This window comes from Microcoleus sp. B4-C2, assembly GCF_036705265.1.
GTDB lineage: Bacteria > Cyanobacteriota > Cyanobacteriia > Cyanobacteriales > Microcoleaceae > Microcoleus.
The window spans coordinates 14,015-37,488 of record NZ_JAUBUB010000050.1 but is presented as its reverse complement, the minus strand read 5'-3'; the positions used below and the strand labels follow the sequence as shown (position 1 = coordinate 37,488).

22 protein-coding genes are annotated in these 23,474 nt (G+C 44.8%); 15 read left to right on the top strand and 7 right to left on the bottom strand.

Annotated elements, in window-relative coordinates; translation table 11 throughout:
* Positions 1 to 3: 3 nt before the first annotated feature.
* From QUB20_RS16025 to QUB20_RS16015, 3 genes are all read left to right on the top strand, one after another.
* Positions 4 to 570, top strand: coding sequence for a thermonuclease family protein (locus tag QUB20_RS16025; protein WP_333248013.1), 567 nt, complete (start codon positions 4 to 6; stop codon positions 568 to 570).
* A gap of 215 nt (positions 571 to 785) precedes the next feature.
* A complete protein-coding gene (locus QUB20_RS16020; protein WP_333052775.1) occupies positions 786 to 1,307 on the top strand; it encodes a hypothetical protein in 522 nt (173 codons plus the stop codon).
* Positions 1,308 to 1,658: 351 nt separating this feature from the next.
* Positions 1,659 to 3,374: an ATP-binding protein gene (locus QUB20_RS16015; RefSeq protein ID WP_333248011.1), complete on the top strand. Its 1,716-nt coding sequence runs from the start codon at positions 1,659 to 1,661 to the stop codon at positions 3,372 to 3,374.
* A gap of 376 nt (positions 3,375 to 3,750) precedes the next feature.
* Here the strand turns inward: QUB20_RS16015 and QUB20_RS16010 are convergent, their stop codons facing one another.
* Positions 3,751 to 4,443, bottom strand: coding sequence for a DUF2259 domain-containing protein (locus QUB20_RS16010; protein WP_333248009.1), 693 nt, complete (start codon positions 4,441 to 4,443; stop codon positions 3,751 to 3,753).
* A gap of 542 nt (positions 4,444 to 4,985) precedes the next feature.
* Here QUB20_RS16010 and clpB point away from each other — a divergent pair.
* Complete coding sequence (gene clpB, locus QUB20_RS16005) at positions 4,986 to 7,601, top strand: ATP-dependent chaperone ClpB (protein WP_333248007.1); 2,616 nt, start codon at positions 4,986 to 4,988, stop codon at positions 7,599 to 7,601.
* A gap of 97 nt (positions 7,602 to 7,698) precedes the next feature.
* On the opposite strand, the gene QUB20_RS16000 is transcribed toward clpB, so the two are convergent.
* On the bottom strand, positions 7,699 to 7,875 hold the full coding sequence (locus tag QUB20_RS16000; RefSeq protein WP_333248005.1) for a ribbon-helix-helix domain-containing protein: 177 nt from the start codon (positions 7,873 to 7,875) through the stop codon (positions 7,699 to 7,701).
* Between the two features lie 69 nt (positions 7,876 to 7,944).
* Entirely contained in the window at positions 7,945 to 8,124 is a 180-nt protein-coding gene (locus QUB20_RS15995) for a ribbon-helix-helix domain-containing protein (protein ID WP_193973468.1), read from the bottom strand.
* A 208-nt stretch (positions 8,125 to 8,332) separates the two neighbouring features.
* Here QUB20_RS15995 and QUB20_RS15990 point away from each other — a divergent pair, with 208 nt between their 5' ends.
* The 3 genes from QUB20_RS15990 (at position 8,333) to QUB20_RS15980 (ending at position 10,125) form a co-directional block, all read left to right on the top strand.
* Positions 8,333 to 8,563 carry a hypothetical protein gene (locus QUB20_RS15990; protein ID WP_333248003.1) on the top strand — a complete coding sequence of 77 codons (231 nt, stop codon included), beginning with the start codon at positions 8,333 to 8,335 and terminating at the stop codon, positions 8,561 to 8,563.
* Positions 8,564 to 8,790: 227 nt separating this feature from the next.
* Complete coding sequence (locus QUB20_RS15985; RefSeq protein WP_333246646.1) at positions 8,791 to 9,324, top strand: DUF262 domain-containing protein; 534 nt, start codon at positions 8,791 to 8,793, stop codon at positions 9,322 to 9,324.
* 108 nt (positions 9,325 to 9,432) lie between these two features.
* The gene (locus tag QUB20_RS15980; protein ID WP_333246644.1) at positions 9,433 to 10,125 is read left to right on the top strand and encodes an MAE_28990/MAE_18760 family HEPN-like nuclease; all 693 of its coding nucleotides are present in this window, start codon (positions 9,433 to 9,435) and stop codon (positions 10,123 to 10,125) included.
* A gap of 91 nt (positions 10,126 to 10,216) precedes the next feature.
* On the opposite strand, the gene QUB20_RS15975 is transcribed toward QUB20_RS15980, so the two are convergent.
* Together QUB20_RS15975 and QUB20_RS15970 are read right to left on the bottom strand one after the other, a co-directional pair.
* Positions 10,217 to 10,879, bottom strand: coding sequence for a hypothetical protein (locus QUB20_RS15975; protein ID WP_333291482.1), 663 nt, complete (start codon positions 10,877 to 10,879; stop codon positions 10,217 to 10,219).
* Positions 10,880 to 11,124: 245 nt separating this feature from the next.
* Complete coding sequence (locus QUB20_RS15970) at positions 11,125 to 12,150, bottom strand: YihY/virulence factor BrkB family protein (protein ID WP_333247997.1); 1,026 nt, start codon at positions 12,148 to 12,150, stop codon at positions 11,125 to 11,127.
* A gap of 129 nt (positions 12,151 to 12,279) precedes the next feature.
* Between QUB20_RS15970 and QUB20_RS15965 the strand changes: the two genes are divergently transcribed.
* Complete coding sequence (locus QUB20_RS15965; protein ID WP_333247995.1) at positions 12,280 to 12,912, top strand: hypothetical protein; 633 nt, start codon at positions 12,280 to 12,282, stop codon at positions 12,910 to 12,912.
* A gap of 415 nt (positions 12,913 to 13,327) precedes the next feature.
* Positions 13,328 to 14,317, top strand: coding sequence for a mechanosensitive ion channel family protein (locus tag QUB20_RS15960; RefSeq protein WP_333247992.1), 990 nt, complete (start codon positions 13,328 to 13,330; stop codon positions 14,315 to 14,317).
* A 136-nt stretch (positions 14,318 to 14,453) separates the two neighbouring features.
* Here QUB20_RS15960 and purU read toward each other — a convergent pair whose 3' ends face one another.
* On the bottom strand, positions 14,454 to 15,308 hold the full coding sequence (purU, locus tag QUB20_RS15955; protein WP_333247990.1) for a formyltetrahydrofolate deformylase: 855 nt from the start codon (positions 15,306 to 15,308) through the stop codon (positions 14,454 to 14,456).
* Positions 15,309 to 15,752: 444 nt separating this feature from the next.
* Positions 15,753 to 16,877, bottom strand: coding sequence for a threonine synthase (gene thrC / locus QUB20_RS15950; protein ID WP_333204358.1), 1,125 nt, complete (start codon positions 16,875 to 16,877; stop codon positions 15,753 to 15,755).
* A gap of 195 nt (positions 16,878 to 17,072) precedes the next feature.
* On the opposite strand from thrC, the gene QUB20_RS15945 reads away from it, so the two are divergent.
* From QUB20_RS15945 to QUB20_RS15920, 6 genes are all read left to right on the top strand, one after another.
* The gene (locus QUB20_RS15945) at positions 17,073 to 17,279 is read left to right on the top strand and encodes a hypothetical protein (RefSeq protein ID WP_333291480.1); all 207 of its coding nucleotides are present in this window, start codon (positions 17,073 to 17,075) and stop codon (positions 17,277 to 17,279) included.
* A gap of 257 nt (positions 17,280 to 17,536) precedes the next feature.
* Positions 17,537 to 18,589, top strand: a complete 1,053-nt coding sequence (locus QUB20_RS15940) for a fatty acid desaturase (protein ID WP_333247986.1) — start codon at positions 17,537 to 17,539, stop codon at positions 18,587 to 18,589.
* A gap of 182 nt (positions 18,590 to 18,771) precedes the next feature.
* Positions 18,772 to 20,274: an AAA family ATPase gene (locus QUB20_RS15935; protein WP_333247984.1), complete on the top strand. Its 1,503-nt coding sequence runs from the start codon at positions 18,772 to 18,774 to the stop codon at positions 20,272 to 20,274.
* Positions 20,274 to 21,203, top strand: coding sequence for a ParB N-terminal domain-containing protein (locus QUB20_RS15930; protein ID WP_333247982.1), 930 nt, complete (start codon positions 20,274 to 20,276; stop codon positions 21,201 to 21,203). Before QUB20_RS15935 ends, QUB20_RS15930 begins: the two co-directional genes overlap by 1 nt.
* Positions 21,204 to 21,470: 267 nt before the next feature.
* A complete protein-coding gene (locus QUB20_RS15925) occupies positions 21,471 to 22,565 on the top strand; it encodes a Rho termination factor (modular protein) (RefSeq protein ID WP_333247980.1) in 1,095 nt (364 codons plus the stop codon).
* A 153-nt stretch (positions 22,566 to 22,718) separates the two neighbouring features.
* Positions 22,719 to 23,450, top strand: coding sequence for a Uma2 family endonuclease (locus QUB20_RS15920; RefSeq protein WP_333247978.1), 732 nt, complete (start codon positions 22,719 to 22,721; stop codon positions 23,448 to 23,450).
* The last annotated feature ends 24 nt before the right edge of the window (positions 23,451 to 23,474 follow it).

The following is a 23,474-nucleotide window of genomic DNA, read 5'->3' as shown; positions in this document are numbered from 1 at the left end:
AATATGAGCCAACTTAAAATCGCCATTTTCCCCAAAATAAAAACCTTAAGTGCAGTTGCTATGCTATTGCTACTATTTGGTTGTCCGCAAAAGTTTGCACCGAATAACTATGCTGTCAAGCGAGTCAGCGACGGCGACACCCTTGTCGCCAGCGATGCCGCCGGGAAAGATATAAAAGTGCGTTTTGCCTGCATAGATGCACCGGAAGTCGCCCACACAAATGCTGAGAAAAATAGCAAAGCTGCCGCAAAGAAAAATCAGTTTAAGTGGGGAAATCTAGCGCACCAAAGAATGCAGCAGCTTGTCAATCAAGGGGGCGGTCGCGTTGTTTTGACCGTCACCGATACTGACCGCTACGGCCGCAAAGTTAGCGAAGTTCGCTTGCAAAATGGTACATTTGCCCAAGAAGTTTTGATCCGCGAAGGATTAGCAATGGTTTACCGTCCTTACTTGAAAAACTGTCCGAGTGCAAGTATTCTGGAACAAGCGGAAGCCGAAGCTAAGAAAAATCGCCGCGGCGTTTGGGGAGATTCTAAGTTTGTTCCCGCGTGGGATTTTCGCAAGAAATGATTTAGTCATTGGTTATTGGTTATTGGTGGTTGACAGTTGACTGTTAACTGTTACCAGTTCTCCATGCCCCATGCCCCACGCCCAATTCTCCATGCCCTATGCCCTATGCCCAATTCCCAATTCCCCAACAAATGTGATAGGCTCCAGATAAACTAATAGACTGCTGACAAAAGCGGTCTATTGCAATCACCCAAAATTAACTTTACCGGACATCAATGAATATCAAACATCTGGTTATTTCCGGCATGGCCCTGCTCCTCGGTACTACAATCGTAGGAAATGCTATTGCTCAAGGACTGACGGACGACCAAAAAACGGTTGTTTGTCGCTTGAAAACTGAATTTGATCAGCGGAAAGGCAACGGTCAAAAATTAGTATTTGTGCCGTTGCTGGGCCAAGTTCGCAAGCAAGTTTCATCTCCTTTTAGAGCCACGCTGCATCCTAATGTGGAGTATGTTTTTGTGGCCACTTGCGACGGAAATTGCCAGGATTTAAACTTATCTCTCAAGGATGCAAGCGGTCAGGAAGTCGCTGTGAGTCAAAAAACAGGCGAACTGGCGTCAATCTCTTTTACTCCCCCATCCCAAGGCGAATATCAAATCAGTGCTAAGCCTGGGGAATGCACGACGGCAGAGGGTTGCAGTTACGGCCTGGGAATCTTCGTTCCAGCAAGTGCTAGCGTACCTAATGCTTCAAGAATTCCTGCTGAGATAGCACAATTTCGACTTTGCCAGTAGGGGAACAAGGATAGAGTTGTAGGTTGCCAGGAGAGTAGAGTTTTTAATCAGAAATCTAACTCATAACTTGCAACTTATAACTCGCAACTTATCTCGCAACCACGCCCGACGGTGAGTAGGTTCTTAATCACTCAAACCCTCCCTTTGATTGTTTCTTCCTTCTTTCTTCTTCCTTCTGCTATAATTTGTTACGCATAACTCATCCAAACTGTCAAGCCGATCGAGCTGTGGAACCCTGCAAAGACCCCATAACTGCCGAAAGCTGGCTTGAAGCCAGAACTTTATTTACCCTCAGACAGGCATCAATTAGAATATAGATGGTGCCTCTCAAAGGTGACGAGTACATTGCCCATGTCTTTAACCTTAGCTTTGAAAAATCAACTGCAGAACCGTCCTCAAATAGGGTTGAAAAGTCTGTTGGGCCGCTTGGGTATCAGGCAGAAAATCGGCTGCGGATACGCATTGGTCATTGGTATTGCCGTTTTGGGTGCTGTGGCGGGACGGGGAGTAGAATCCTATCACAAACAGCAAGTTAGAGAAAAACTAGCGATCGACCGAGACAAAGCGGAAATCTTAACAAATCTCAATCACACGGTGCAGGAAGTCAGAATTCAGCAGCAAGAGCTCGCGAGTCTGACGGCCAAACCGCAAATTTTCGATCGCGAACGATCGGAATTCCTGACTCGCGTTGCTCAGATGAGCGGCATCCTCGAACAACTGCAAACTCTACCGCCGACGAAGAATCCCGATGTTGCCAAAGACTACCAACAGCTTCAACAGTTCGCTCAAGCCAACGGCAAAACCGTAGAATCATACTTTCAACAAGTACAAAAATTGTTGGCTACTGGGAAATTATCTGCTTTGAATCCGCAACAGCAGCAGGCTTTCGGGCGGAACTTGAACAATTTTGTGGCCGGCGAAACTGCTTTGAAACTCAAACAGTTTTCCGAGGATTCAGCCCAACTGGCCGTCAACTTTCGCGAGAAAGCAGACGAGGCATTGAGAACCTACGAAAATGCCGAAAAACTCGGAACTCTCATTCTCGTAGGCTCTCTCTTGATATCAGGTGCGATCGCAGCAATTCTAGCAGCATACACCAGCGGGGCGATCGCTCGCTCCTTAGAAGCCACAACCCTCATCGCTCAGCGAGTGACAGAAGAATCTAACTTTGATTTGCAAGTACCCGTCACTACTTCCGACGAAGTGGGAATGCTAGCAATTTCCCTCAACGAACTAATCCAAAGAGTAGCAGAATACACAGAAGAATTGCACGAAGCAAAAGTAGCCGCCGAAGCTGCCAACCGCTCGAAAAGTGCATTTCTCGCCAACATGAGCCACGAACTACGCACCCCCCTCAACGCCATCATTAACTACAGCGAAATGCTGCAAGAAGATGCTCAAGATTCCGGTTCAGAAGACTTTCTCCCGGACTTAGAAAAAATTCAAACCGCAGGCAAACACCTGCTGGATATGATTAGCGACATCCTCGACATTTCCAAAATAGAAGCAGGTCACGTCACGCTTTATTTGGAAAACTTCGACGTGGCGACCATGATTGAAGAAGTGATGACTACTGCTCAACCGCTAGTAGAAAAAAAAGGCAATTCTTTAGCACTGAAAACCAAAGGCGAACTCGGTACAATGTACGCCGACCAACCGAAAGTGCGGCAAATTCTCCTTAATTTGCTCAGCAATGCTGCCAAGTTTACCGAAAAAGGCGTCATTACTATCGGCGTCGAAAGAATGAAAATAGAAAAATCAAGACCGACCAAACAAAATAAAAATAATGATATTCACTCTGGTTCAAACTACACTTCTCAAGTTTTAATGTTTCGAGTCAGCGACACCGGCATCGGCATGACAAACGAGCAATTAGAGCAGATATTTAAACCTTTTACCCAAGCTGATGCTTCGACTACCCGCAAGTATGGAGGGACGGGTTTGGGATTGACAATTAGCCAGCGTTTGTGTCAAATTCTCGGCGGCGAAATTAGCGTTGAAAGCGAGGACGGGAAAGGTTCTACTTTTATTGTCAGTCTCCCGGAACGGGTTGTGATGCAGGCATGAAGTCAATCGATTTTAGATTTTAGATTTTAGATTTTAGATTTTAGAATTGAAGCATTGAGCCCACGGATAAATTCGGGGGCTTGTATCCTGGATGCTTTCGGTGAGGCAAGATATGGATTTTGACACGGATATACGGATTAATTATTCGAGCATTCGTCAATAGTCAGGAGGCAGATATTCCAGGAAAAAGAAAGAGGGAGGAAGGAAGAGGAAAATTTTAAAATGTATTGATATATCAATTATCACAATAAAGAATAATTAACAACCCGGACTAACGCACAGACTCTATCTGTAGGTGCGCCGTGTGCACCTTACAGATAGGGGTTCTGCGTAAGTCCTGATAATTCCCAGGTTTTGACCTGGGAATATAGCAAGCCTAAAGAACAAAGCCTTGTACAACAGTAGTTTTCAAGACTCCTTCAAAAGTGCGTTCTGTCTTGTCCAGCAGCACAACGACATTGCGCCGATTCGGAGACAAACGAACTTCTCGGATTGAATAAGAGAACACCCAATCTTGAAAATTGTTTAGCGATCCGAGGACACGCTGCCGACCGTTATGATTAATTACAAGACGCATGGCGGCGCTTTCTCTGCCAGCAGAAGCATTTTTTTGCCGCTGTTCTAGGCGAATTTGTAAAGGCTTTGCTGTATTGACTCTGACGGCGACTGTCTCGCTTCCATTAGCTCCGGGAGTACGAGAAATAATGTTCAGTTTAGTTCCAGCGTGAGGAGGAGTTAACTTCAAAGTTTGCCTGCTATTCCAAGTTTTTTTAAGCAAGTCATCTTCTGCCATTTTAGTGCTTTTATTGGAGTCTGGTTCGCCATATTTAGTTTCGATACACCCATTTCTGATGCAGGAATTTGCAGCAACTTGGACAATTTGCAATTCTGCTTTGGGAATTCCCGCTCCAGTATCTCTGGAACTTTCTAGATACAAGTAGTAATTGCTGTCGGCGGAAAAACCAGACATCCGGTGTGCGGCACGCCAGGTACTTGCCAAAGCTTCAGGGGCTAGTGCGATCGCGGCACTTGCTATAATTCCTAACGAAATTAAAGGTAAAATTTTCATAGCTATCTTTTCCATGTGTGAGAGTTATAGCGGCTGTTATTGATGAGTAAAACAATAACGCTTCGGGTTTCGCTATAGGACTGTGACGGTTCTCAAGTCCTCTCTCCTATTTACATGAGTGTTTCTGCATTTTCCGTAGCAGGAGACTGTTTAAGAATGTGCCGTTTTTTCAAGTGGCACTAGAAAGCATTTTTAATGTGAAAGCTGGTCTTATCTCACATCTTGCACTATTCTCAAGAACAGGCAAGATGCCTGTTCCACAAGAAGAAAATTCACTCTTTGTGGAACAGGCATCTTGCCTGTTCATAAAAAGCTTATTGACAATGGTGCAACATCTCAGTCTTATCCAAGAGTCCAACTTTTAGGCGCAAAAGTTTGCTTTTCCTTGCGAGGGACTGCAACCAAGGACGGAAATACCTATCTCAAGATAGGGGAACACCGATCCGCCCCCCCTCTGCAACTCCCTACAATGACAATTGTACGGGCGATCGAGCAATTGCCTCTACAGCAATCATCATTTTTAATTCAGGGAATTAAAATTTATGCAACCGAATAATCCAAACCAATTTACAGAAAAAGCCTGGGAAGCCCTCGCGCGCACCCCCGAAATCGTCAAAGCAGGTCAGCAGCAGCAGCTAGAAAGCGAACATTTGATGAAAGCTTTGCTGGAACAAGAATCGGGACTTGCTAGCAGCTTATTTAACAAAGCGGGAGTTTCCGTAGCAAAATTGCGCGATCGCACTGACGAGTTTATCAGTCGTCAGCCGAAAATTACTGGAAGCGGCGGCAACGTTTATCTAGGTCGTTCTCTCGACACTTTGCTCGATCGCGCCGAAACTTACCGAAAAGAGTACGGCGATGAATTTATATCGATCGAGCATTTGATACTAGGTTACGTTAACGACGATCGCTTTGGCAAAAATTTACTACAAGAATTTAAACTAGATGAAGCCAAGCTCAAAGATATCATTACCCAAGTCCGGGGGAAGAACAAAGTGACCGATCAAAATCCAGAAGGCAAATACGAAGCGCTGGAAAAATACGGCCGAGATTTGACTGAAGCCGCGCGTCAAGGCAAACTCGATCCGGTAATCGGACGGGATGACGAAATCCGCCGCACGATTCAAATTTTGAGCCGTCGCACCAAAAACAACCCCGTACTAATTGGGGAACCGGGAGTAGGTAAAACTGCGATCGCCGAAGGACTCGCCCAGCGAATTATCACCGGAGATGTGCCGCAATCTCTCAAAGACAGACAATTAATTAGCTTAGATATGGGCGCATTAATTGCCGGGGCAAAATTCCGGGGAGAATTTGAAGAACGCTTGAAAGCGGTGCTCAAAGAAGTTACCGACAGCAACGGCAAAGTCATCTTATTTATCGATGAAATTCACACCGTTGTCGGTGCGGGTGCAACTCAAGGCTCGATGGATGCCGGCAACTTACTTAAACCGATGTTAGCGAGGGGAGAATTGCGCTGTATAGGCGCTACAACTCTCGACGAATACCGCAAGTACCTCGAAAAAGATGCGGCACTAGAACGCCGTTTTCAACAAGTTTATGTTGACCAACCGACAGTTGAAGATACTATCTCGATTTTGCGGGGTTTGAAAGAACGGTACGAAGTGCACCACGGGGTAAAAATTTCCGACAATGCGTTAGTGGCGGCGGCTACTTTGTCTACTCGATATATTAGCGATCGCTTCCTTCCAGACAAAGCCATTGACTTAGTTGACGAAGCAGCCGCTAAACTCAAAATGGAGATTACTTCCAAGCCGGAAGAACTCGATGAAATTGATCGCAAGGTTTTGCAGCTAGAAATGGAAAGACTGTCGCTGCAAAAAGAAAGCAATATTGCATCGGTCTACCGTTTGGAAAGACTGGAAAAAGACTTAGCAAACCTCAAGGAACAGCAAAGCGCTTTGAATGCCCAGTGGCAATCGGAAAAAGGTGTCATCGGCAATATTCAGAAGATTAAAGAACAGATTGATAAGGTGAATATTGAAATTCAGCAAGCTGAATTAAAATATGATCTGAACCGCGCGGCTGAGTTGAAATATAGCAAGTTAACCGAATTGCAAAAACAACTGCAAGAAGCAGAATCTCAACTGTCAGCAACTCAAACCACAGGTAAAAGTTTGCTGCGGGAAGAAGTTACCGAAGGTGACATTGCCGAGATTATTTCCAAGTGGACGGGAATTCCGATCAGCAAGTTAGTTGAATCGGAAATGCAGAAACTTCTGCACTTGGAAGATGAACTGCACAAGCGGGTAATTGGACAGGATGAAGCGGTGACTGCGGTTGCAGATGCAATTCAGCGATCGCGCGCAGGTTTAGCCGATCCCAATCGTCCGGTTGCGAGTTTTATCTTCCTCGGCCCCACGGGTGTTGGCAAAACCGAATTAGCTAAAGCATTAGCGTCTTATCTGTTCGACACGGAAGAAGCGATCGTGCGAATTGATATGTCGGAATACATGGAGAAACACGCAGTTTCGCGGTTAATTGGTGCGCCTCCGGGATACGTTGGCTACGATGAAGGTGGACAATTAACTGAGGCTGTGCGCCGCCGTCCTTACTCAGTGATTCTATTCGATGAAATCGAGAAAGCGCACCCGGATGTCTTCAACATCATGCTGCAAATTCTGGATGACGGCCGCGTTACCGATGCTCAAGGTCACACGGTAGACTTTAAGAATTCTGTGATTATTATGACATCGAATGTCGGCTCTCAATACATCTTAGATGTGGCGGGAGATAACGAACAAATGCGGAGTCGGGTGATGGAAGCCATGCGGGGAACTTTCCGCCCGGAATTCTTGAACCGGATTGATGAGATGATTATCTTCCACGGTTTGAGTAAGGCGGAACTGCGGCAGATTGTGCTGTTGCAAGTTAAGCGCTTGGAAAAACGGTTAGCCGATCGCAAAATGTCTCTGAAATTGTCGGAATCTGCGATCGACTTCTTAGCAGAAATTGGTTACGATCCGGTTTACGGTGCGCGGCCTCTGAAGCGGGGAATTCAACGCGAGTTGGAAACGCAAATGGCGAAGGGCATTTTGCGGGGAGATTTTGCTGACGGCGATACCATTTTTGTGGATATCGAGAATGAAAGGTTGGCGTTTAAGCGGCTGCCGGCACAGTTGGTGACTGCGAAATAATAGGAGTAGGGTGGGCTGCGGCCCACCTTATTTTTTTGAGGCGATGGTTCTTTTTTTTACTGCGGATGAACGCGGATGGGATTGCGGGCGATCGTTCTTAAGGGCGATCGCTTTCTGATTTATCTTTTTTCTGTTCTTGACGTTCTCGAACAGATTTAGCTGCCACATGGGAAAGCAGGTTTGCGAGCGTTCTATCTTCCTCTTCGGCCCATTCGGACAAGGCTTGATGAACGTCTTCTGGAAGTGTAACTGTGACTCGCATTCGTGAAGGCATGGGCTGGCATGGTTTTACTTCAATTGTCTTCAATCTTACACTCCAACACCTTTCAGTATCGCGCCGTCTTCAACTCGGGCGATCGCTCCGGGATTCGTCCTTTTTCTGCTCTTGGCGCTCTCTAACAGATTTCGTCAGCAGGTAAGTTGTCAAACTGCTAACGGATCTGCTTTCTTCTTCTGCCCATTCTTCCAGAGCTTTTTGAATTTCCTCTGGTAGGTATGCGGTAACTCTTCCCCGTGAAGCCATTCGTTGCACTGCAAAACATCTCAACACAGTCCATCTTACGCTGTTTTGAGTTAAGACCGATAAAAATATTTCATTTTGAGTTATTTTAACTCATTGTACGTCATTATGTGTTATAATACGACCTGTAAACAGTCAAAAGCCAGCCCCTTACTGTGGAAGGTTCCGGGCTGGCTCTGGCTCCAACAATTCACTGGAGACGGATTCTATTATGACGTACAAAGAACGCTTGTGCTGTTGGGCGATCGCCCGTTTGTTACCCTCTGAGCAATGGATAATTGTTGCCCGCTTCCGCAGTCGTTCAGATGCAGACGGGCATTTTCAGTTTTTGCGACAAACTATACCTCACGTTAAGTTTGAGGTTGTGTTCGATTCCAGTGGGGACAGTCACCGTTTATCGGCGTTGGGCCGCCCTTCCAATCCCGTCACCAGCGCGTTATAAATGGTAATTTTCGCGGCGGTTTCAGTTAATTAAACATGGGCGATTCCCTACGGGATAGCTTCGCTTCACGCACTTTTTTTGATAAGTGCGATCGTCCGTACCCTCTCAGCCAAATCAGAATTTACACTGGGGTGGCCTCAAGACTAAAATTCTCCGAACAGGAATTTATCAACCTTGGGCTGTGGTAAAATTATCGTATCCACAACACTTTCTCGTTACTTAAAAATATGCGATCGAAACTCGAAGAAATTACGCTTCAAGACAGAAATGCTGCTGAAATGGAAATTCGCGACAAGCAGAAGCAAATTAATTACGATACGAGAGACTATCCCCTCGAAATACTTGTTCAAAAATATATGGAAGGAATTAACGATGATACTAATAAGTTGTTTATTCCCGACTACCAACGCGAACTTGTTTGGGATGAAGCAAGGCAATCAAAGTTTATCGAATCGGTAATTTGGGGGCTGCCAATACCTTCTATATTCGTTGTTGATATCGGCCATGATGAAAATGATGAACCACGTTTAGAGATCGTATACGGTGCACAACGCATTCTTACCCTAACTAGATTTGTTAACAACGAATTAACCTTAATTGGACTCCAAAAAATAGAGCAGTTAAATGGATTTAAGTTTAGTGATTTACTCATGCCTCGCCAGAGGAACTTCAACCGAAAGACAGTTCGGACTATCCAATTAACTGAAGCTGCGAATGAGGAAGTCCGAAGAGATTTATTTGAACGGATACAATCCTTTTAATGGCAATGTAAATTCATTTTACCTACTGTACAAAACCCGAGGCAACCAGTTTAATAAATGTAGTGGCGCGTATTGAATATTTCCGCAATTAACTGCCATGTCACACTCATGAATACTGTATTTTTAGACTTTAATACACGCGCCAAAGAGGTGAACGATTACTTCATTTTTTTGGAAAGCTTGGAAAAACAGACAACGAAGTTAGCTTTATTCGATACTCGTGGCAAATACCAAATTCAAAGCCTCGATCCAGAGTTAGCAAAAACTCTCAAAGCTAATGCTTTTTTGTTGCTGTATAATTTAGTTGAATCCACTATGCGAAATGCGATTGAAGCCATATTTGAGGAGTTTAAAAATAAATCCATCTCCTTTGACCAACTCCAACCTGAAATTAAACTGATCGTCCTCCAAAATCTTAAAAATCGTTCTCCTAAGAAAATTTATTTAACAATTAATCAACTCTCTACTGATATCATCACAGCTACATTTGAACGTGAAGAACTGTTTTCGGGGAATGTGGATGCTAGGTTAATTAAAGAAATAGCAGACAAATACGGTTTTTCATATCAAACAGACTTTGCTAAGACAAAAAACGGGCAAAATCTTGTAGTGATTAAAAGTAATAGAAATGACTTAGCGCACGGCATTAAGTCTTTTGAGGAAGTTGGGCGAGATAAGACAATTAAGCAACTATTAGAAATGAAGGAAGAAGTCGTAGAGTATTTGACGCAAATACTGGAAAATATCAGAGATTATCTTGACAATGAAGAGTATTTGGAACTAACTACAGGTAATCCTTAATTTTAGGCTAAGAAACCGGGTTTCTCGGATGATTTAGGTAGGGTGGCGAGATATCTCGGAAGAAACCCGGTTTCTGGGAATGATGTGAAGGCTACTTTCGCACCATCACAGACTTAATTACAGCATTCGGGTGATACTTATTAGTCTGAAAAAATCCCCCTTTACCAGCGCCATAAACTCCCCCAAATTGTTTGCCTTCAGCCTTGGGAACAAACATAATGTTTCTCGTGGGTTGCTTGGCAAATACAACCCCTTCTCTCATTTCATTATCCACGTTATAAGATAAAGTAGCCTTGCCGTAAATTGCCTCAGCTTGTTTCAGAGTCATTCCTGGCCCGACGCCCTGAACTGTTTTATAATTAGAATTCTCAGTCATCAAAAGTTCAATGACATCGGTATCTTTTAGCTTTGTACCAGCAGCGTAGATAATCCGATATTGCACTTTTCCCGATCGGCTAACTGCCACAGCATCAAAGTCTACCATAAAAGGAGACTCTACCTTAAACTGCGCCGTGGAACCCAGAGCCTTTTTCAATTGTCCGAAAGTCATCCCCACCTTCGCCGCTCCAATTGTGCGATCGGAAATTGTTAAACTTGCAGAAGGTGTTTTTTGAGCAGCATTTGCCATTTCCCCCAGCTTATTTGCACCCCCAAGCGCAACAGCGGAACCGGGCTCGGAAATTAAGGTGAGGTAACTGCCGATCGCCAATAAAACAGCTATCATTGATCCAGACAAAACTTTAACATTCAACATGACTAATTCTCCTAGATTTCAAATGCGACTATCTACCCGTATCTTTTTGACTATCCTGGGCCTCACCCTCCTAGTTTGGATTCTCAGAGGTGTTGGCCTCTTGACATTCATTCCCGGTGGTGTAATTTGGATACTGATTTTGTTGTCTTTTGTTGCGGGTATTCTCAGCACTTTACTCCGTCGGTAAGCCAGCATCCGGCAAATAAAAATTAACAATTAACAATTAACAATTAAAACTTAACAAATTATTTTAATTTTGATTGTTTGATAGCCTTTCCCACTGTTACATTTAACTGAGCGCCGATCAGCATCACCAAAGAAGAAAGATCGAGCCACAGCAGCAACACAATAAAAGTTCCGATCGTGCCGTAAGTCCAACTGTAATTGCCCAAGTGCAAAACATAAAACCGAAATAAAGCTGAAAATAGCGCCCACAAAATAGCAGCAAAAACAGCTCCCGACAAAATAGGAATATCTGGTTGACGGCGGCTAGGCCCGTAGCGGTAAACAAAAGCAAAAGCCAGTGATATAATTCCCAAAGAAATCGGCCACCGCCACAACCGCCAAACACCTAACAGTTGCGACTCCAAAGGGCAAGTGCTGGCGAGTAGCAGGCAATTTTGGACATTTTTTAAATTGCAAGTGGCGACGGACTCCAGCAGGCAACTCTGGCGGGCAATAGCTTGTACAATTAAGTCGCTGACAAAGACTACTCCCGATGCTAGAATTAACAGCACAATTGTACCGATACTCAGGGCCAGAGAAATAAGTTTTGCTTTCCAAAAGGGTCGAGTTCGATCGCTCGGGATGTCATGGATGCGATCGAGTGCAGCCATCGCCGCGCTCATTACTCCAGAAAATGCCCAAATCGCCCCAAGAAAGCTCACCGAAAACAGCCCTTTACTGCGAGTTAACAGAATTTCTTTGATTAAGCCGCCAATCAACTTCCGCACGTCATCGGGTATAACTTCGCCCAAAAGACGGGCGATTTGATACAGTGTTGACTGCAAAGGTTCAAAGAGGGCGATCGCAGATAAGATCGCCAACAGCCCCGGAAACAGCGCCAGCATAGAATTGTAGGCCATTTCCGCAGACAGCCCAGGCAAGCGCTGTTCTCCCGCCTTCGCGCCGACTTCCTTGAGCGTACCCCAAGTCAAACACCGACAAAACAGCCAAAAACCACCAAATTTCCGTTTGAGAGCTCTCAGCAGCCTTAAAAGCGCCTTAAACAAAGCTAAAATCAGGTAGCGCAACCAGTAAAAAATGTTCATAGCGCACAGGCAACGGGGAGAAAGATGAGGTACACAAGTCGTTAATTAATTAAGCCATTATCAACTCGCAATTGCCAATTCCCAATTCCCCAATCTAAAATCTAAAATCTAAAATCTAAAATCAATATTATGGCTCAGGATGTCAGACAGTGGTTAGATGAAATCAAGCGGCTGCAACAGCAGTTAACAGAAGTTTCGCGCGATCGCGATGAGGCTGGTGAAAGTGCCGCTCAGTGGCGCCAACTCTACAATACTGAAGCCGAGCAGCGGCGGAATGATGCTAAATTAACTCAGCAAAGCATCGCTTCTCTGGAAGCACAAATACAGCAATTACAAAATTTTTCCCCCATTGTGCCCGAAGGCGACGATGCTGGAGTTGCTCGCCAGCAGGAAGTCGAACAACTGCAAACAGTAGGCGAACTTAAAGCTAAGTTAGCAGAAGTTCTCGAAGAGCGCGATCGGGCGATCGAACAAGTTAAACAACTCACTCAAGCCCTCAAACAAGAAGAAGCCCGTCACGCCGAAACTAGCAAAAATTTAACTAGCGCCCTCGGAGATGCCGTTGACTTGCTCACGAAAGCCCAAAATCCTGCCCCTGCAAAAACCGAGACAGTATATTCTTTAGAAATAGTACCTACTCGCACTGCAAATCCTGGCGAAACTGCTCTGGAAATACGTCAAACTTCCGCCCCAGGCAAAAATACCGCCCAACTTCCACCTTCTAAAAATCAGTTACTCGATTTACCGCCCTTTGGGAATTAGGAGTTAAAAATTCAGGAATTGTCGGCATGGCGAGTCCCCTTAGCAGGTGGGATTTAGTTACCGATGTGTTGTTTTTGCTTTTCCTGCAATTAAGCGGCATTAATTTCTCAGCCTCTTTATGATATTCAATTCCGGTTATATCGGAATGATTAAACCACAGAGGACGCAGAGGATACAGAGGAAGGGAAGAGAGATGAATAATTCCGATGAAGGGCTGAGTTGATATTATTCCGCATCTACGGATAATCTACTAATCGATGTAACTGTACTATATCTCAACCTATAATCCGCATTCAAAATTTTGAGGACTGCCAAAAAATCTTCCTCGCGTTGTACCAACCTACAGTCTTTAGATAGAACTTAATCGAGCTAAATTTTACTACTATCGACAACGACTGATGCGCGAGGAAACTTCATGAGGGCAGAGATATCCCTAGTCTGGAAAAAGATTCAGAGCATGATCGACGGCTTTCTGATCATGTTGCCTAATATTGTGCTGGCGTTAATTGTCTTTGCAATTTTTTACTTTGTGGGTAGGCAAATTAAGAGAGTGGTCAGGCGAGTTACCCGCAAGCACCACCAAGCTCGAAATTTGGGGCTGGTGTTAGGACGGTTAGCCCAGAGTCTGATCGTTCTAGTTGGTCTATTTATTTCTCTTTCGATTGTAATTCCCACATTGAAAGCTGGCGATTTGGTGCAACTGCTGGGAATTAGCGGGGTGGCGATTGGTTTTGCCTTTCGCGATATCTTGCAAAACTTCTTAGCCGGTATCCTAATTCTGTTGACGGAACCGTTCCGAATCGATGACCAAATTGTGTTTAAAAACTTTGAGGGAACGGTAGAAAATATTGAGACGCGCGCTACAACAATCGAAACCTATGATGGTCGGCGGATTGTCATTCCTAATGCCGAATTGTTTACGAATACGGTGACAGTGAATACTGCTTTCGATAAACGCCGCATGGAATACGATATTAGTATTGGTTACGGCGACGATATTGACCACGCCAAGCAGTTAATCCTGGAAGCAGTGTACAGCCTGAAGGAGGTTTTGAAAGCTCCTGCACCCGATGTGCTGGCGATGGAGTTAACAGAAAGTACCGTCAATATCCGCGTTCGGTGGTGGATTGCTCCGCCGCGCCGAATTGACGATTTGCGATCGCGCGACAAGGTAATTTGTGCTATTAAAAAAAAGCTATATGTGGAAAACGGCCTCGATTTGCCTTATCCCACGCGGAACATCTTGTTGCACGATCAAAGCGAAGAGACGGATGGCGATCGCTCCCAGCAGCGTGAAGGATGGCCCGCGGGCAAAAGTAAAGTTCCGAAACCTCGTCGTATGCGCCGCTCTTTGCGAAAATTGACTCAAGGGCGATCGCAACTTGAGGACAACGGACAATCTTAACCGCGTCACAATTCATGAAAAATATCAAGTTGAGAAAACTTTGGGAGTCGCTACACTGCGATCGCACACCGGAATTGATATCACTCGCCGCTCGATCAAAGGAGTAACAAACCAGGATTGATATGATGCCTAATTTTCAAGCAAAAACCACAGTCCGATTGCCGTAAACTAAAACACGATTTTGTAAATGATATCGCACCGCTCTTGCTAACACAACCCTTTCTAAATCTTTACCTTTGCGAATCAAATCAGAGACTTCATCGCGGTGACTGACGCGCACAACATCTTGTTCGATAATCGGGCCAGCATCTAAATCGGGTGTAACATAGTGGGCTGTTGCACCGATAATTTTTACCCCTCTTTCATAAGCCCTTTCGTAGGGATTTGCACCCACAAACGCGGGTAAAAATGAATGGTGAATATTAATCACATTGGGAAATTTTATGATAAAGTCTTGACTCAAAATTTGCATATATTTAGCCAAAACTACTAAATCAATCTTATATTTTTTAAGAAGTTCTAACTGTTGTGCTTCTTGAATAGCTTTATTGTCTTTAGTAATGGGAATATACTCAAAGTCAATACCGTATTGTGCGGCAATGGGCTTTAAATTTTCATGGTTGCTGATTATCAGGGGGATTTCACCTTTAATTTCTTGCGCTCGCTGTCGCCAAATCAAGTCTAATAAACAGTGATCTTGACGGCTTACCCAGATTGCGATGCGTCGAATTTTATGAGAGAAATGCAATTGCCAGTTGGCTTGTAAGTCCTTGGCAATTTCACTAAAAGCAGGTGTTATTTGTTCGGTGGTTAAGTCAAAATCATCTAATTGCCATTCGAGTCGGCTCAGAAATAATCCGGCGGTAAAATCTGTATGGTGATCGGCGTGAATGATATTGCCGTTGTGGGAGGCGATAAAATTGGCAAGTAAGGCGACGAGTCCTTTGCGATCGGGACAGGCAATTAACAGGGTTGCAGTAGGTTTGGTCATAATATAATAACAAAACTGTCTCGCTGAGTTTATTGAAAAAAAAGTTATTTCAAAGGAGTTTATTGATACTAACTCCGAGCATAAATTGTGATCTCATCCCTATTTTTGGGGTGCATGGAGATCTCAGGCGAAAATATAGGATGTCGCGTTTAGGGGCGGGCAAGATGCCCAACCCCTACTCCCCACAAGAGATGTTAACTAAAAGTGGAACAGGCATCTTGCCTGTTTCGATGGGTTTAGGGGCGGGCAAGATGCCCAACCCCTACTCCCCACAAAAGATTTTAACTAAGAGTGGAACAGGCATCTTGCCTGTTTCGATGGGCTTACGGGGGGGCAAGATGCCCAACCCCTACTCCCCACAAGAGATTTTAACTAAGAGTGGAACAGGCATCTTGCCTGTGTCTATCTTCCTTCTTCCTTCTTCCCTGTTCCTTCTTCCTTCTTCTAAAATCCCATCGCCCCAGCTACTGCATCCAAAGTCGGAGCAATGCCGCTTTTAAATTGATTGTTGCTGTGATTAATTGCGGTATCGGGGTCTTTCAAACCGTTACCAGTTAGCACGCAAACTACGGTCGCCCCAGTCGGAACTTGGTCTTTTACCTTTAGCAAACCGGCCACAGAAGCTGCACTCGCCGGTTCGCAGAAAATTCCTTCCTGTGATGCTAACAAACGGTAAGCGTCGAGAATTTCGGCGTCGGTGACTGCGGCAAAACTGCCGCGGCTGGCTTCGGAAGCTGCGATCGCCTGTTTCCAGCTAGCGGGGTTGCCGATCCGAATCGCCGTCGCCAGGGTTTCTGGGTGCGATACCGGTGAGCCAGTTACCAACGGCGCAGCCCCGGCGGCTTGAAATCCCATCATCTGCGGCAAGCGCGAACATTTTTTGGCTTGGTGGTATTGACAAAAACCCATCCAGTATGCTGTGATGTTTCCCGCATTTCCCACCGGAATGCACAGCCAGTCGGGGGCGTCGCCTAAAGCGTCCACCACTTCAAAAGCTCCGGTTTTCTGACCTTCCAAGCGGTAAGGATTGACGGAGTTGACCAATGTCACGGGGTAGTTAACAGCCATTTCGCGGACAATTTCTAAAGCTCGATCGAAATTTCCGCCAATCGAAATTACTTCTGCACCGTAAAGCAAAGCTTGCGCCAGCTTGCCCAAAGCCACGTAACCTTCGGGAATCAACACGAAAGCTCGCATCCCCCCGCGTCGGGCGTAGGCGGCGGCGGAGGCCGAAGTATTGCCGGTACTGGCGCAAATTACTGCCTCCGCACCAGCTTCCTTCGCCTTGGAAATCGCCATTGTCATCCCCCGGTCTTTGAAACTACCAGTGGGGTTGAGGCCGTCGTATTTCACCAAGACGCGCACGTCTCTACCGATGAGAGAGGCGATCGCAGGTGCTGGAATCAGGGGAGTATTGCCCTCTTGGAGAGTGACTACCGGCGTGGTTTCTGTCACCGGCAGGTAGGGGCGATAAGCTTCGATCAAGCCGGGCCAGCCGTAGCGTTTGGGTTCGGCGGCGCGGGCAGCGGAGTTAGCAGCAGAGTCAGTAGCAGGTAGGATCAGGGTCACGATGTCAATGGTTTTAGGCAATGGCCAAAGAATTTACACTAATTTTAGCTCGATCGGTTAATTTGATGTTTAATACGATCGGTTCAGGTTAAAGTAACTTAATGGTGTGAATGTGTAGATATGTCTACTCAATTACTAATGTCAAATAATTCATCCACTCTTTCCCGGCCTCAAGTCGCCGCGAGCAACCCCGAAATGGCTAGTTCTTCTACCCTATCGACCACTTTTGCCCGCAAAGTAGATTTGGTAAAGTGCCCCTACCAAGCAGATCAGCAAGTTAAGTTCCTGCACTTGCAAGCAGAAATCGAATCCTTGCTGCTGGAAGTGCAAAGCCTCAAACAGCAACGCTCGATCGCTGGCTTGCCGGCTCTAGACCCCATTTCTGGCAGCAACAGCAATTAGCAGACAACAGTCGCTAATGCTAACTGTGCTGCCCCTGTGTTATAAAAACAAAGGTTTTGCTACCCGCAGTATTTTTTGCCCAAAGTGCCTGAAATTCCTAACTGCGGATAGCGATCGCTAGCATTTGCTAAAACGCGCTTGCCTACTGCTCAACTCGTCTGCCACAAGCTGGCAACGAGCTGACATTTTACTGCGCTTTTTTATTGCGCTAATTTGTTAAGCCATCGTCATGGCATACGGAGAATCGAAATCAATTTATGACAGCATCGATCGAAAAACCACTAAATTTGACATCCGCAAGTGACACCTCCAACCTGCGCCTCAAAGATATTCTCAAAACCCTGCCGCGGGAAGTATTCGTCAAAAACCCCCGCAAAGCTTGGACAAAAGTAATCGTCAACGTTTTGCTAGTTGCTGTCGGTTACTTGGGCTTAGCAGTATCGCCTTGGTATCTACTGCCCCTGATGTGGATTTTCACAGGCACCGGATTAACCGGTTTTTTTGTGATCGGCCACGACTGCGGGCACCGGTCATTTGCTAACCGCCGCTGGGTTAACGATTTAGTCGGACATCTCGCATTTTTGCCGTTAATTTTTCCGTTTCACGCATGGCGGCATGGGCACAATTACCACCACAAGCACACCAACAAAATTGGCGAAGATAATGCTTGGCAACCCATGACAGCAGAAGACTACGCTGCTGCTCCCAAGGCTTTACAAATAGCTTATAGTTTAATATTCGGTCGGATGTGGTGGATCGGCTCGATCGCCCACTGGGCAAAAGTGCACTTTATGTGGTGGCGCTTCAAAGGCCAACAGAAACAAGAGCAAGTGCGGTTTTCAGTTTTTGTCGTTTTAATCGGTGCTGCGATCGGATTTCCGATTTTAATTGCAACCACAGGCATTTGGGGATTTGTCAAATTTTGGTTGATGCCCTGGCTGGTTTACCATTTCTGGATGAGCACTTTTACGATCGTTCACCACACAGCACCAGACATTTCATTTAAAGAACCCGAAGAATGGAACGAAGCCCAAGCGCAACTATCGGGAACAGTTCACTGCGATTATCCCCGCTGGGTAGAGTTTCTGTGCCACGACATTAACGTGCACGTTCCCCACCACCTTTCAACTGCTATTCCCTGGTACAATTTGCGCCTCGCCCACAGCAGCTTAAAGGAAAATTGGCAAGATCATCTCTACGAAACAGAATTTTCTTGGTCTTTAATGAAGCGGATTGCCGACAACTGTCACCTATACGATCCGGCTGGCGGCTATCAGACATTGCAAGAATTTAACGCTCAAACCAAGTAAGTTTGAAACGCGATTAATCCCCAAAAAACCCGGCTTGTAAAACACAACCGGGTTTTTCGATATTACAATCCCTAGCCTTTGTAAGGGGAGGAATGCGCGCCCTACTGTCTATATCACAATCCGTACCATTATTAAATCAGTCATTCCCAATCTAAAATCTAAAATCTAAAATCTAAAATCGAATGACTTTCAATCCCAATAACTGTCGCAACGAAAGCGAAGTAGAAAGCAAACTCATTGTCAGCTATCTGCTACCAAAGTTAGGCTATACCCCCGACACTTGGCACCAAGAAATAGCATTTGGGAATATTCGTCTAGACTTCCTCTCATTTGCCACCCAAGTTATCCCCATAGTTGTCGATGCAGACTCGCCGATGAGTGTAGTTATGGAGGCTAAACATCCGAAGGAAAATTTAGACCGCCACCTGCGAAAACTCACTCGCTATTTAACAAGTTTGAGCATCCGCTACGGACTCATAACTAACGGTAAAGAAATTAGAATTTACGAAAGAGTCGCCGATGATATTCAGCTAGTCTTTAAGTGTGCTGGACAAGACCTTGAAAATAGAATTGATGAAATTATCGCTTTAATTGGCAGAGATAGTTTAAATTTTATAAAAAATCCCGATAATCTCAAACTGGAAGATAGTAAAATTAGTTGGGTTAGTCCTGAGTTAGTTAGCGAAGTCCCTGTACAGCCCAACAATCCCGCCACCGCAGAACCTGAGCCCAGTCAAATCTCTGAACCGGAACAAATACCTGAAAATAATCCCGTTAAGCCTCAAGTTAAATCCGATGTAACAGTTCCCCAAAAAACTCAAAATACGATGAAAATCATTGCAGTTTACCATAACAAAGGCGGCGTTGGCAAAACTACAACTGTAGTCAATTTAGCTGCGGCGCTGAGCAAGCAAGGTAAAAGAGTCCTGGTAATAGACTTAGATAGTCAAGCGAATACAACATTTGCGACAGGTTTAGTAAAATTCGAGGATGAAGAACAAGATGATTTGAAAGATAGTAATATTCTTCAAGTTTTGCAATCAGAAGAATTTTTTTCGATCGCAGAAGTAGCTCGCAAGTCTAATTTTTGCCATCCCGAAATAGATGTGATTCCTTCCCACATTGATTTAATGCAATATGAAACGGAACTCAATCAACTAGATTACAGCCGCATGATTTTAATTCAGAAACTAGCAGAAGTACAGGATAAATATGATATTGTACTGATCGATACGCCGCCATCTTTGAATTTTTATGCTAGAGTTGCCCTAATTGCGGCGGATTATTTAATTATTCCTTCTGACTTAAAACCTTTTGCCAATCAAGGACTGATTAATGTCAAGGATTTTATTAAAAAAGTTAATGGATTCAAAAAACAAATTGGCAAGAAACCACTAGAAGTTTTAGGCGTACTCTCTTGCAAAATTTCCACTAATTCTAAATTTGTACAGTACAGTTTGCCCAAGCGGAGGGAGGCAATTCCCAAACGCTACGGCTTTGAAATCATGGACAGCGTAATTTACGAGAGAGATGATTTGGCAAAGTGTGCAGAACAATTTCAAATCGTGGGAAATATGGAAATCGCCGATCCCATTTCAGTGCTAGACTTTAAGCCAGATTCCATCGCCTCCCAAGAATTTGAAATGCTAGCACTCGAAGTTTTGGAAAAAATAGGTAAAAACTAATGAAAAAATTATCTCCGTCACTGGTTGCAGTTAAAAAAATTACATCCGCAGTTCCCCGTTCCAATTTTGCAGAGCCGGATTTGGAGAAACTGGCGCAACTGATTTTAGAATTAGGAGGATTGATCAACCCCATAATTCTCCGCCGCAACGGTATGGATGCCTACGAGATAGTAGACGGAGACTTTGAATACTACGCTGCTGCGAAAGCCAGGGAAATTCACCCTCAAAAAGGCGAGACAATCGGAGCATTTATTCTTGAACCAGAAAATGAAGGACTGCTTTTAGAGCAAGTTCAATCGCTGAGGAAATCAGCCAAAAATGAGAATTTAGTTGAGAACCCAGAAACCGGGTTTTTGTACGAAAATACTTCGTCGCAGCCCGCAGATTCAATAACTAACGCGGTTTCTTTGGTCGAAGTCCCTAATTTAGGTGAAAATGAAACTCCCGAAGATTCATCTAGTTTAGAACAGCGACTAACAAATATTCAAGCCTTGTTTGCAAGTCAAATCAATGAATTAAAAGCCGAGTACGCCCGTGAACAAAAAGTTTTAGCCCAGAGTATACAAGAACTTGAAAACCGAATCTTACAACAAGTACCTCTGTTAGTTGAAGCTGGGTTAGAAAACAGAATTAATGAGTTGAAATCCGAGTCGCCACCCGAAAAACAAGTGGTGGTAGAGAGAATACCAGAATTTGAAAACGTAGCTTCCGAATCAATGTCGGCGTTGGAAGCACTCAATACTTTAGATAAAAATCAACTGTCGGCTAATTTGAAAGATGCTGGCTTGAAGCTTCCAGTAATCCAAATAATACTCAAAGAGCGAGATGTGCGGCCGTTTGTCTCATTTGCAAATGTGGTGGAACGTGTTAAAGGGTTAACCGACAAAACAATGATTAAAATAATTGACAAGTGGCAAAAATACTCATAACTCGCAACTCCTGCAGCAACTGGCAACTTTGACTCAGTGAGTCTCTACTCCAAAAAAAGTAAAGATGAGTAAAGCAGTGTATCATGGGTGTCCCGCAGGCAGTTAAACTCATCACAGTCGCTTTTTTTAGGAATTGCAGTAACTTTTGCCGTAGCACGGGCGAGGGCGGGACGCCATCGCGAGGGATGTCACCCCACGGGAAGCCGCGTAGATATACAGAAATACCTACACACCAGATTTTAATGACAAAAGGGGACTTGTAACAAGATGGATCGATCGTCCGATCAAAACCGAATAGTTGAATATTTGCGGATAAAGCCAATTAGTCACAGTCAGATTTACACTTCCCAAATTGCAGTACCAGAGTTTCATCGGGGCGAAATTCCTCGCGAACGCCGCGAAGCTCTCAGGAGAAGTTTGATCGAGCAAGGCAGCAACTTGATTCCTTTAATTGTACGCCCCACTGAAGCTTACAGCAACGAAGAAGAATATGAAGTAGTCTGCGGCTCAGATTGGTGTATTGTGGCTAAAGAACTCGGCATCGAGCAAATGTGGGCGTGGGTATTTGAAATGACCGACGAGGAGGTAGCTGTTGCTCAAGCCGAAATGGAACATTTAGCTCCGCAACCGACTCAGAAAACTGCACAAATTGAGACTCTACTGCAACAATTTGAGCTATCATTTCAAAAAAAGGTAGACAGTCTAACAAAACAAATAGAACAATCTGTTAAAAAAAATGAAGACCTGCTAAAAAAGCACGTAAATGCTCTAACTGAGCAGAACTTTGAGCGTAACCAAATAGAACAGATTAAGCATTTGCTCGAACAAGTGGAAAAAGCATTTCATGAAAAGGTAGATAAAATGGCTAAAAAAATTGAACAATCGAGCAGCAACCGTCCGCAAACATCGGCTGTTATTTCTGAGGTAAATCTTGAAGGTGCTTTGAGACAGTTGGATGAACTGGAAAAACTGCTGTCAACACAATTAGAACGCACAGTCCAAACAATTAATCAGTTTGTTTCCGACGCCATTGAAAACGTAGAAAATGACCTGAAAAATCAAATTGAAACGCTCCGCCGCCAACTGGGAGCCGCAGCGACTCACTCAGAAATACAGCCCGATGCACCGCCGAAGAAGCAGTCAAAAACGCAGCCAAAGAAGCAGTCGAAAGCACAGCAAAAACCTCAGTTACCGCAGTTGCAGTTGGAGTTGCCGTTTCCGTCCCCGTCCCCAGAGGATGACTACGAAAGTCTTTCGCTGAGACGGTTGAAGGCGATCGGCAAAGACCGGAAAGTGCGGGGCTACGCGCGCATGAAACGACCGGAAATTCTGGCAGCTCTCAGACAAACTGACGGTCAATAAAACGATAATTGCTAATAGTTAAAGACGAATTGTTCGGTGTTCGATCGCGTGTTTCGGCAAAAAGCGCGATCGGGCTTTCAGAATAGTCCTCGGCCGAGATATGAAAAGCTTGCTAAAATAGACACACAACCTCTTACTCCTCACCCAGCAGCCATGTCCGCAACCGCAGAATTAGCTACTACCCAAGAGATACCGGAACAAGAGATAGTAGAACAAGAGATACCGGAAAACTTTATCTTTCCTCCCGGCGATTTAGATAGTGATGAACATTCCGTAGAAACAGAACTGCACCTGCGACAAATAATCCTACTCCTCCAATGCCTAGAATGGCTGTGGCGAGATAGAAACAATTTCTATGCTGCTGGAAATCTCACCATTTATTACTGTTCCAATCAACTTAAATCGAAAGACTTCCGAGGATCAGACTTTTTTGTGGTACTCGGAACTGAACGCAAAACTCGGAAAAGCTGGGTAGTTTGGGATGAAGAGGGAAAGTACCCAAATATTATCATTGAAATCCTGTCTCCCAAAACAGCGGATACAGACAAAAACTTTAAAAAACAACTCTATCAAGATACTTTTCGCACTCACGACTACTTTTGGTTTGACCCAGAAACTTTAGAATTAGCTGGGTTTCATTTACTTGACGGGGAATATCAACCGATCGCACCGAACGAATCCGGGCATCTGCGGAGTCAACAACTCGATTTGAGTTTGGGAATTTGTGGGGGAAAATTGCGTTTCTTTACAGCAGAAGGAGAGCTTGTCCCTACTCCTGAAGAGGTTGCAGAATGCGAGACTCAACGGGCAGAGCAAGAGGCTCAACGAGCCGATCGCCTGGCCGCGAAACTGCGAGAATTAAATATTGACCCCGATACCATTTAGCGATCGCCCTTTGATTCAATTTTC

What these genes read in the sequence shown, in the direction of transcription:
- QUB20_RS15925 (WP_333247980.1), top strand. Translation starts at nt 21,471, where the DNA reads ATGGATCGATCGTCCGATCAAAACCGAATAGTTGAATATTTGCGGATA.
- QUB20_RS15945 (WP_333291480.1), top strand. Translation starts at nt 17,073, where the DNA reads ATGGCTAGTTCTTCTACCCTATCGACCACTTTTGCCCGCAAAGTAGAT.
- QUB20_RS15940 (WP_333247986.1), top strand. Translation starts at nt 17,537, where the DNA reads ATGACAGCATCGATCGAAAAACCACTAAATTTGACATCCGCAAGTGAC.
- QUB20_RS15970 (WP_333247997.1), bottom strand. Translation starts at nt 12,150, where the DNA reads ATGAACATTTTTTACTGGTTGCGCTACCTGATTTTAGCTTTGTTTAAG.
- QUB20_RS15985 (WP_333246646.1), top strand. Translation starts at nt 8,791, where the DNA reads ATGCGATCGAAACTCGAAGAAATTACGCTTCAAGACAGAAATGCTGCT.
- clpB (WP_333248007.1), top strand. Translation starts at nt 4,986, where the DNA reads ATGCAACCGAATAATCCAAACCAATTTACAGAAAAAGCCTGGGAAGCC.
- QUB20_RS16025 (WP_333248013.1), top strand. Translation starts at nt 4, where the DNA reads ATGAGCCAACTTAAAATCGCCATTTTCCCCAAAATAAAAACCTTAAGT.
- QUB20_RS16015 (WP_333248011.1), top strand. Translation starts at nt 1,659, where the DNA reads ATGTCTTTAACCTTAGCTTTGAAAAATCAACTGCAGAACCGTCCTCAA.
- QUB20_RS16010 (WP_333248009.1), bottom strand. Translation starts at nt 4,443, where the DNA reads ATGAAAATTTTACCTTTAATTTCGTTAGGAATTATAGCAAGTGCCGCG.
- QUB20_RS15930 (WP_333247982.1), top strand. Translation starts at nt 20,274, where the DNA reads ATGAAAAAATTATCTCCGTCACTGGTTGCAGTTAAAAAAATTACATCC.
- QUB20_RS15995 (WP_193973468.1), bottom strand. Translation starts at nt 8,124, where the DNA reads ATGGCTTCACGGGGAAGAGTTACCGCATACCTACCAGAGGAAATTCAA.
- QUB20_RS15935 (WP_333247984.1), top strand. Translation starts at nt 18,772, where the DNA reads ATGACTTTCAATCCCAATAACTGTCGCAACGAAAGCGAAGTAGAAAGC.
- QUB20_RS16000 (WP_333248005.1), bottom strand. Translation starts at nt 7,875, where the DNA reads ATGCCTTCACGAATGCGAGTCACAGTTACACTTCCAGAAGACGTTCAT.
- QUB20_RS15975 (WP_333291482.1), bottom strand. Translation starts at nt 10,879, where the DNA reads ATGTTGAATGTTAAAGTTTTGTCTGGATCAATGATAGCTGTTTTATTG.
- QUB20_RS15965 (WP_333247995.1), top strand. Translation starts at nt 12,280, where the DNA reads ATGGCTCAGGATGTCAGACAGTGGTTAGATGAAATCAAGCGGCTGCAA.
- QUB20_RS15990 (WP_333248003.1), top strand. Translation starts at nt 8,333, where the DNA reads ATGACGTACAAAGAACGCTTGTGCTGTTGGGCGATCGCCCGTTTGTTA.
- QUB20_RS16020 (WP_333052775.1), top strand. Translation starts at nt 786, where the DNA reads ATGAATATCAAACATCTGGTTATTTCCGGCATGGCCCTGCTCCTCGGT.
- purU (WP_333247990.1), bottom strand. Translation starts at nt 15,308, where the DNA reads ATGACCAAACCTACTGCAACCCTGTTAATTGCCTGTCCCGATCGCAAA.
- QUB20_RS15980 (WP_333246644.1), top strand. Translation starts at nt 9,433, where the DNA reads ATGAATACTGTATTTTTAGACTTTAATACACGCGCCAAAGAGGTGAAC.
- QUB20_RS15960 (WP_333247992.1), top strand. Translation starts at nt 13,328, where the DNA reads ATGAGGGCAGAGATATCCCTAGTCTGGAAAAAGATTCAGAGCATGATC.
- QUB20_RS15920 (WP_333247978.1), top strand. Translation starts at nt 22,719, where the DNA reads ATGTCCGCAACCGCAGAATTAGCTACTACCCAAGAGATACCGGAACAA.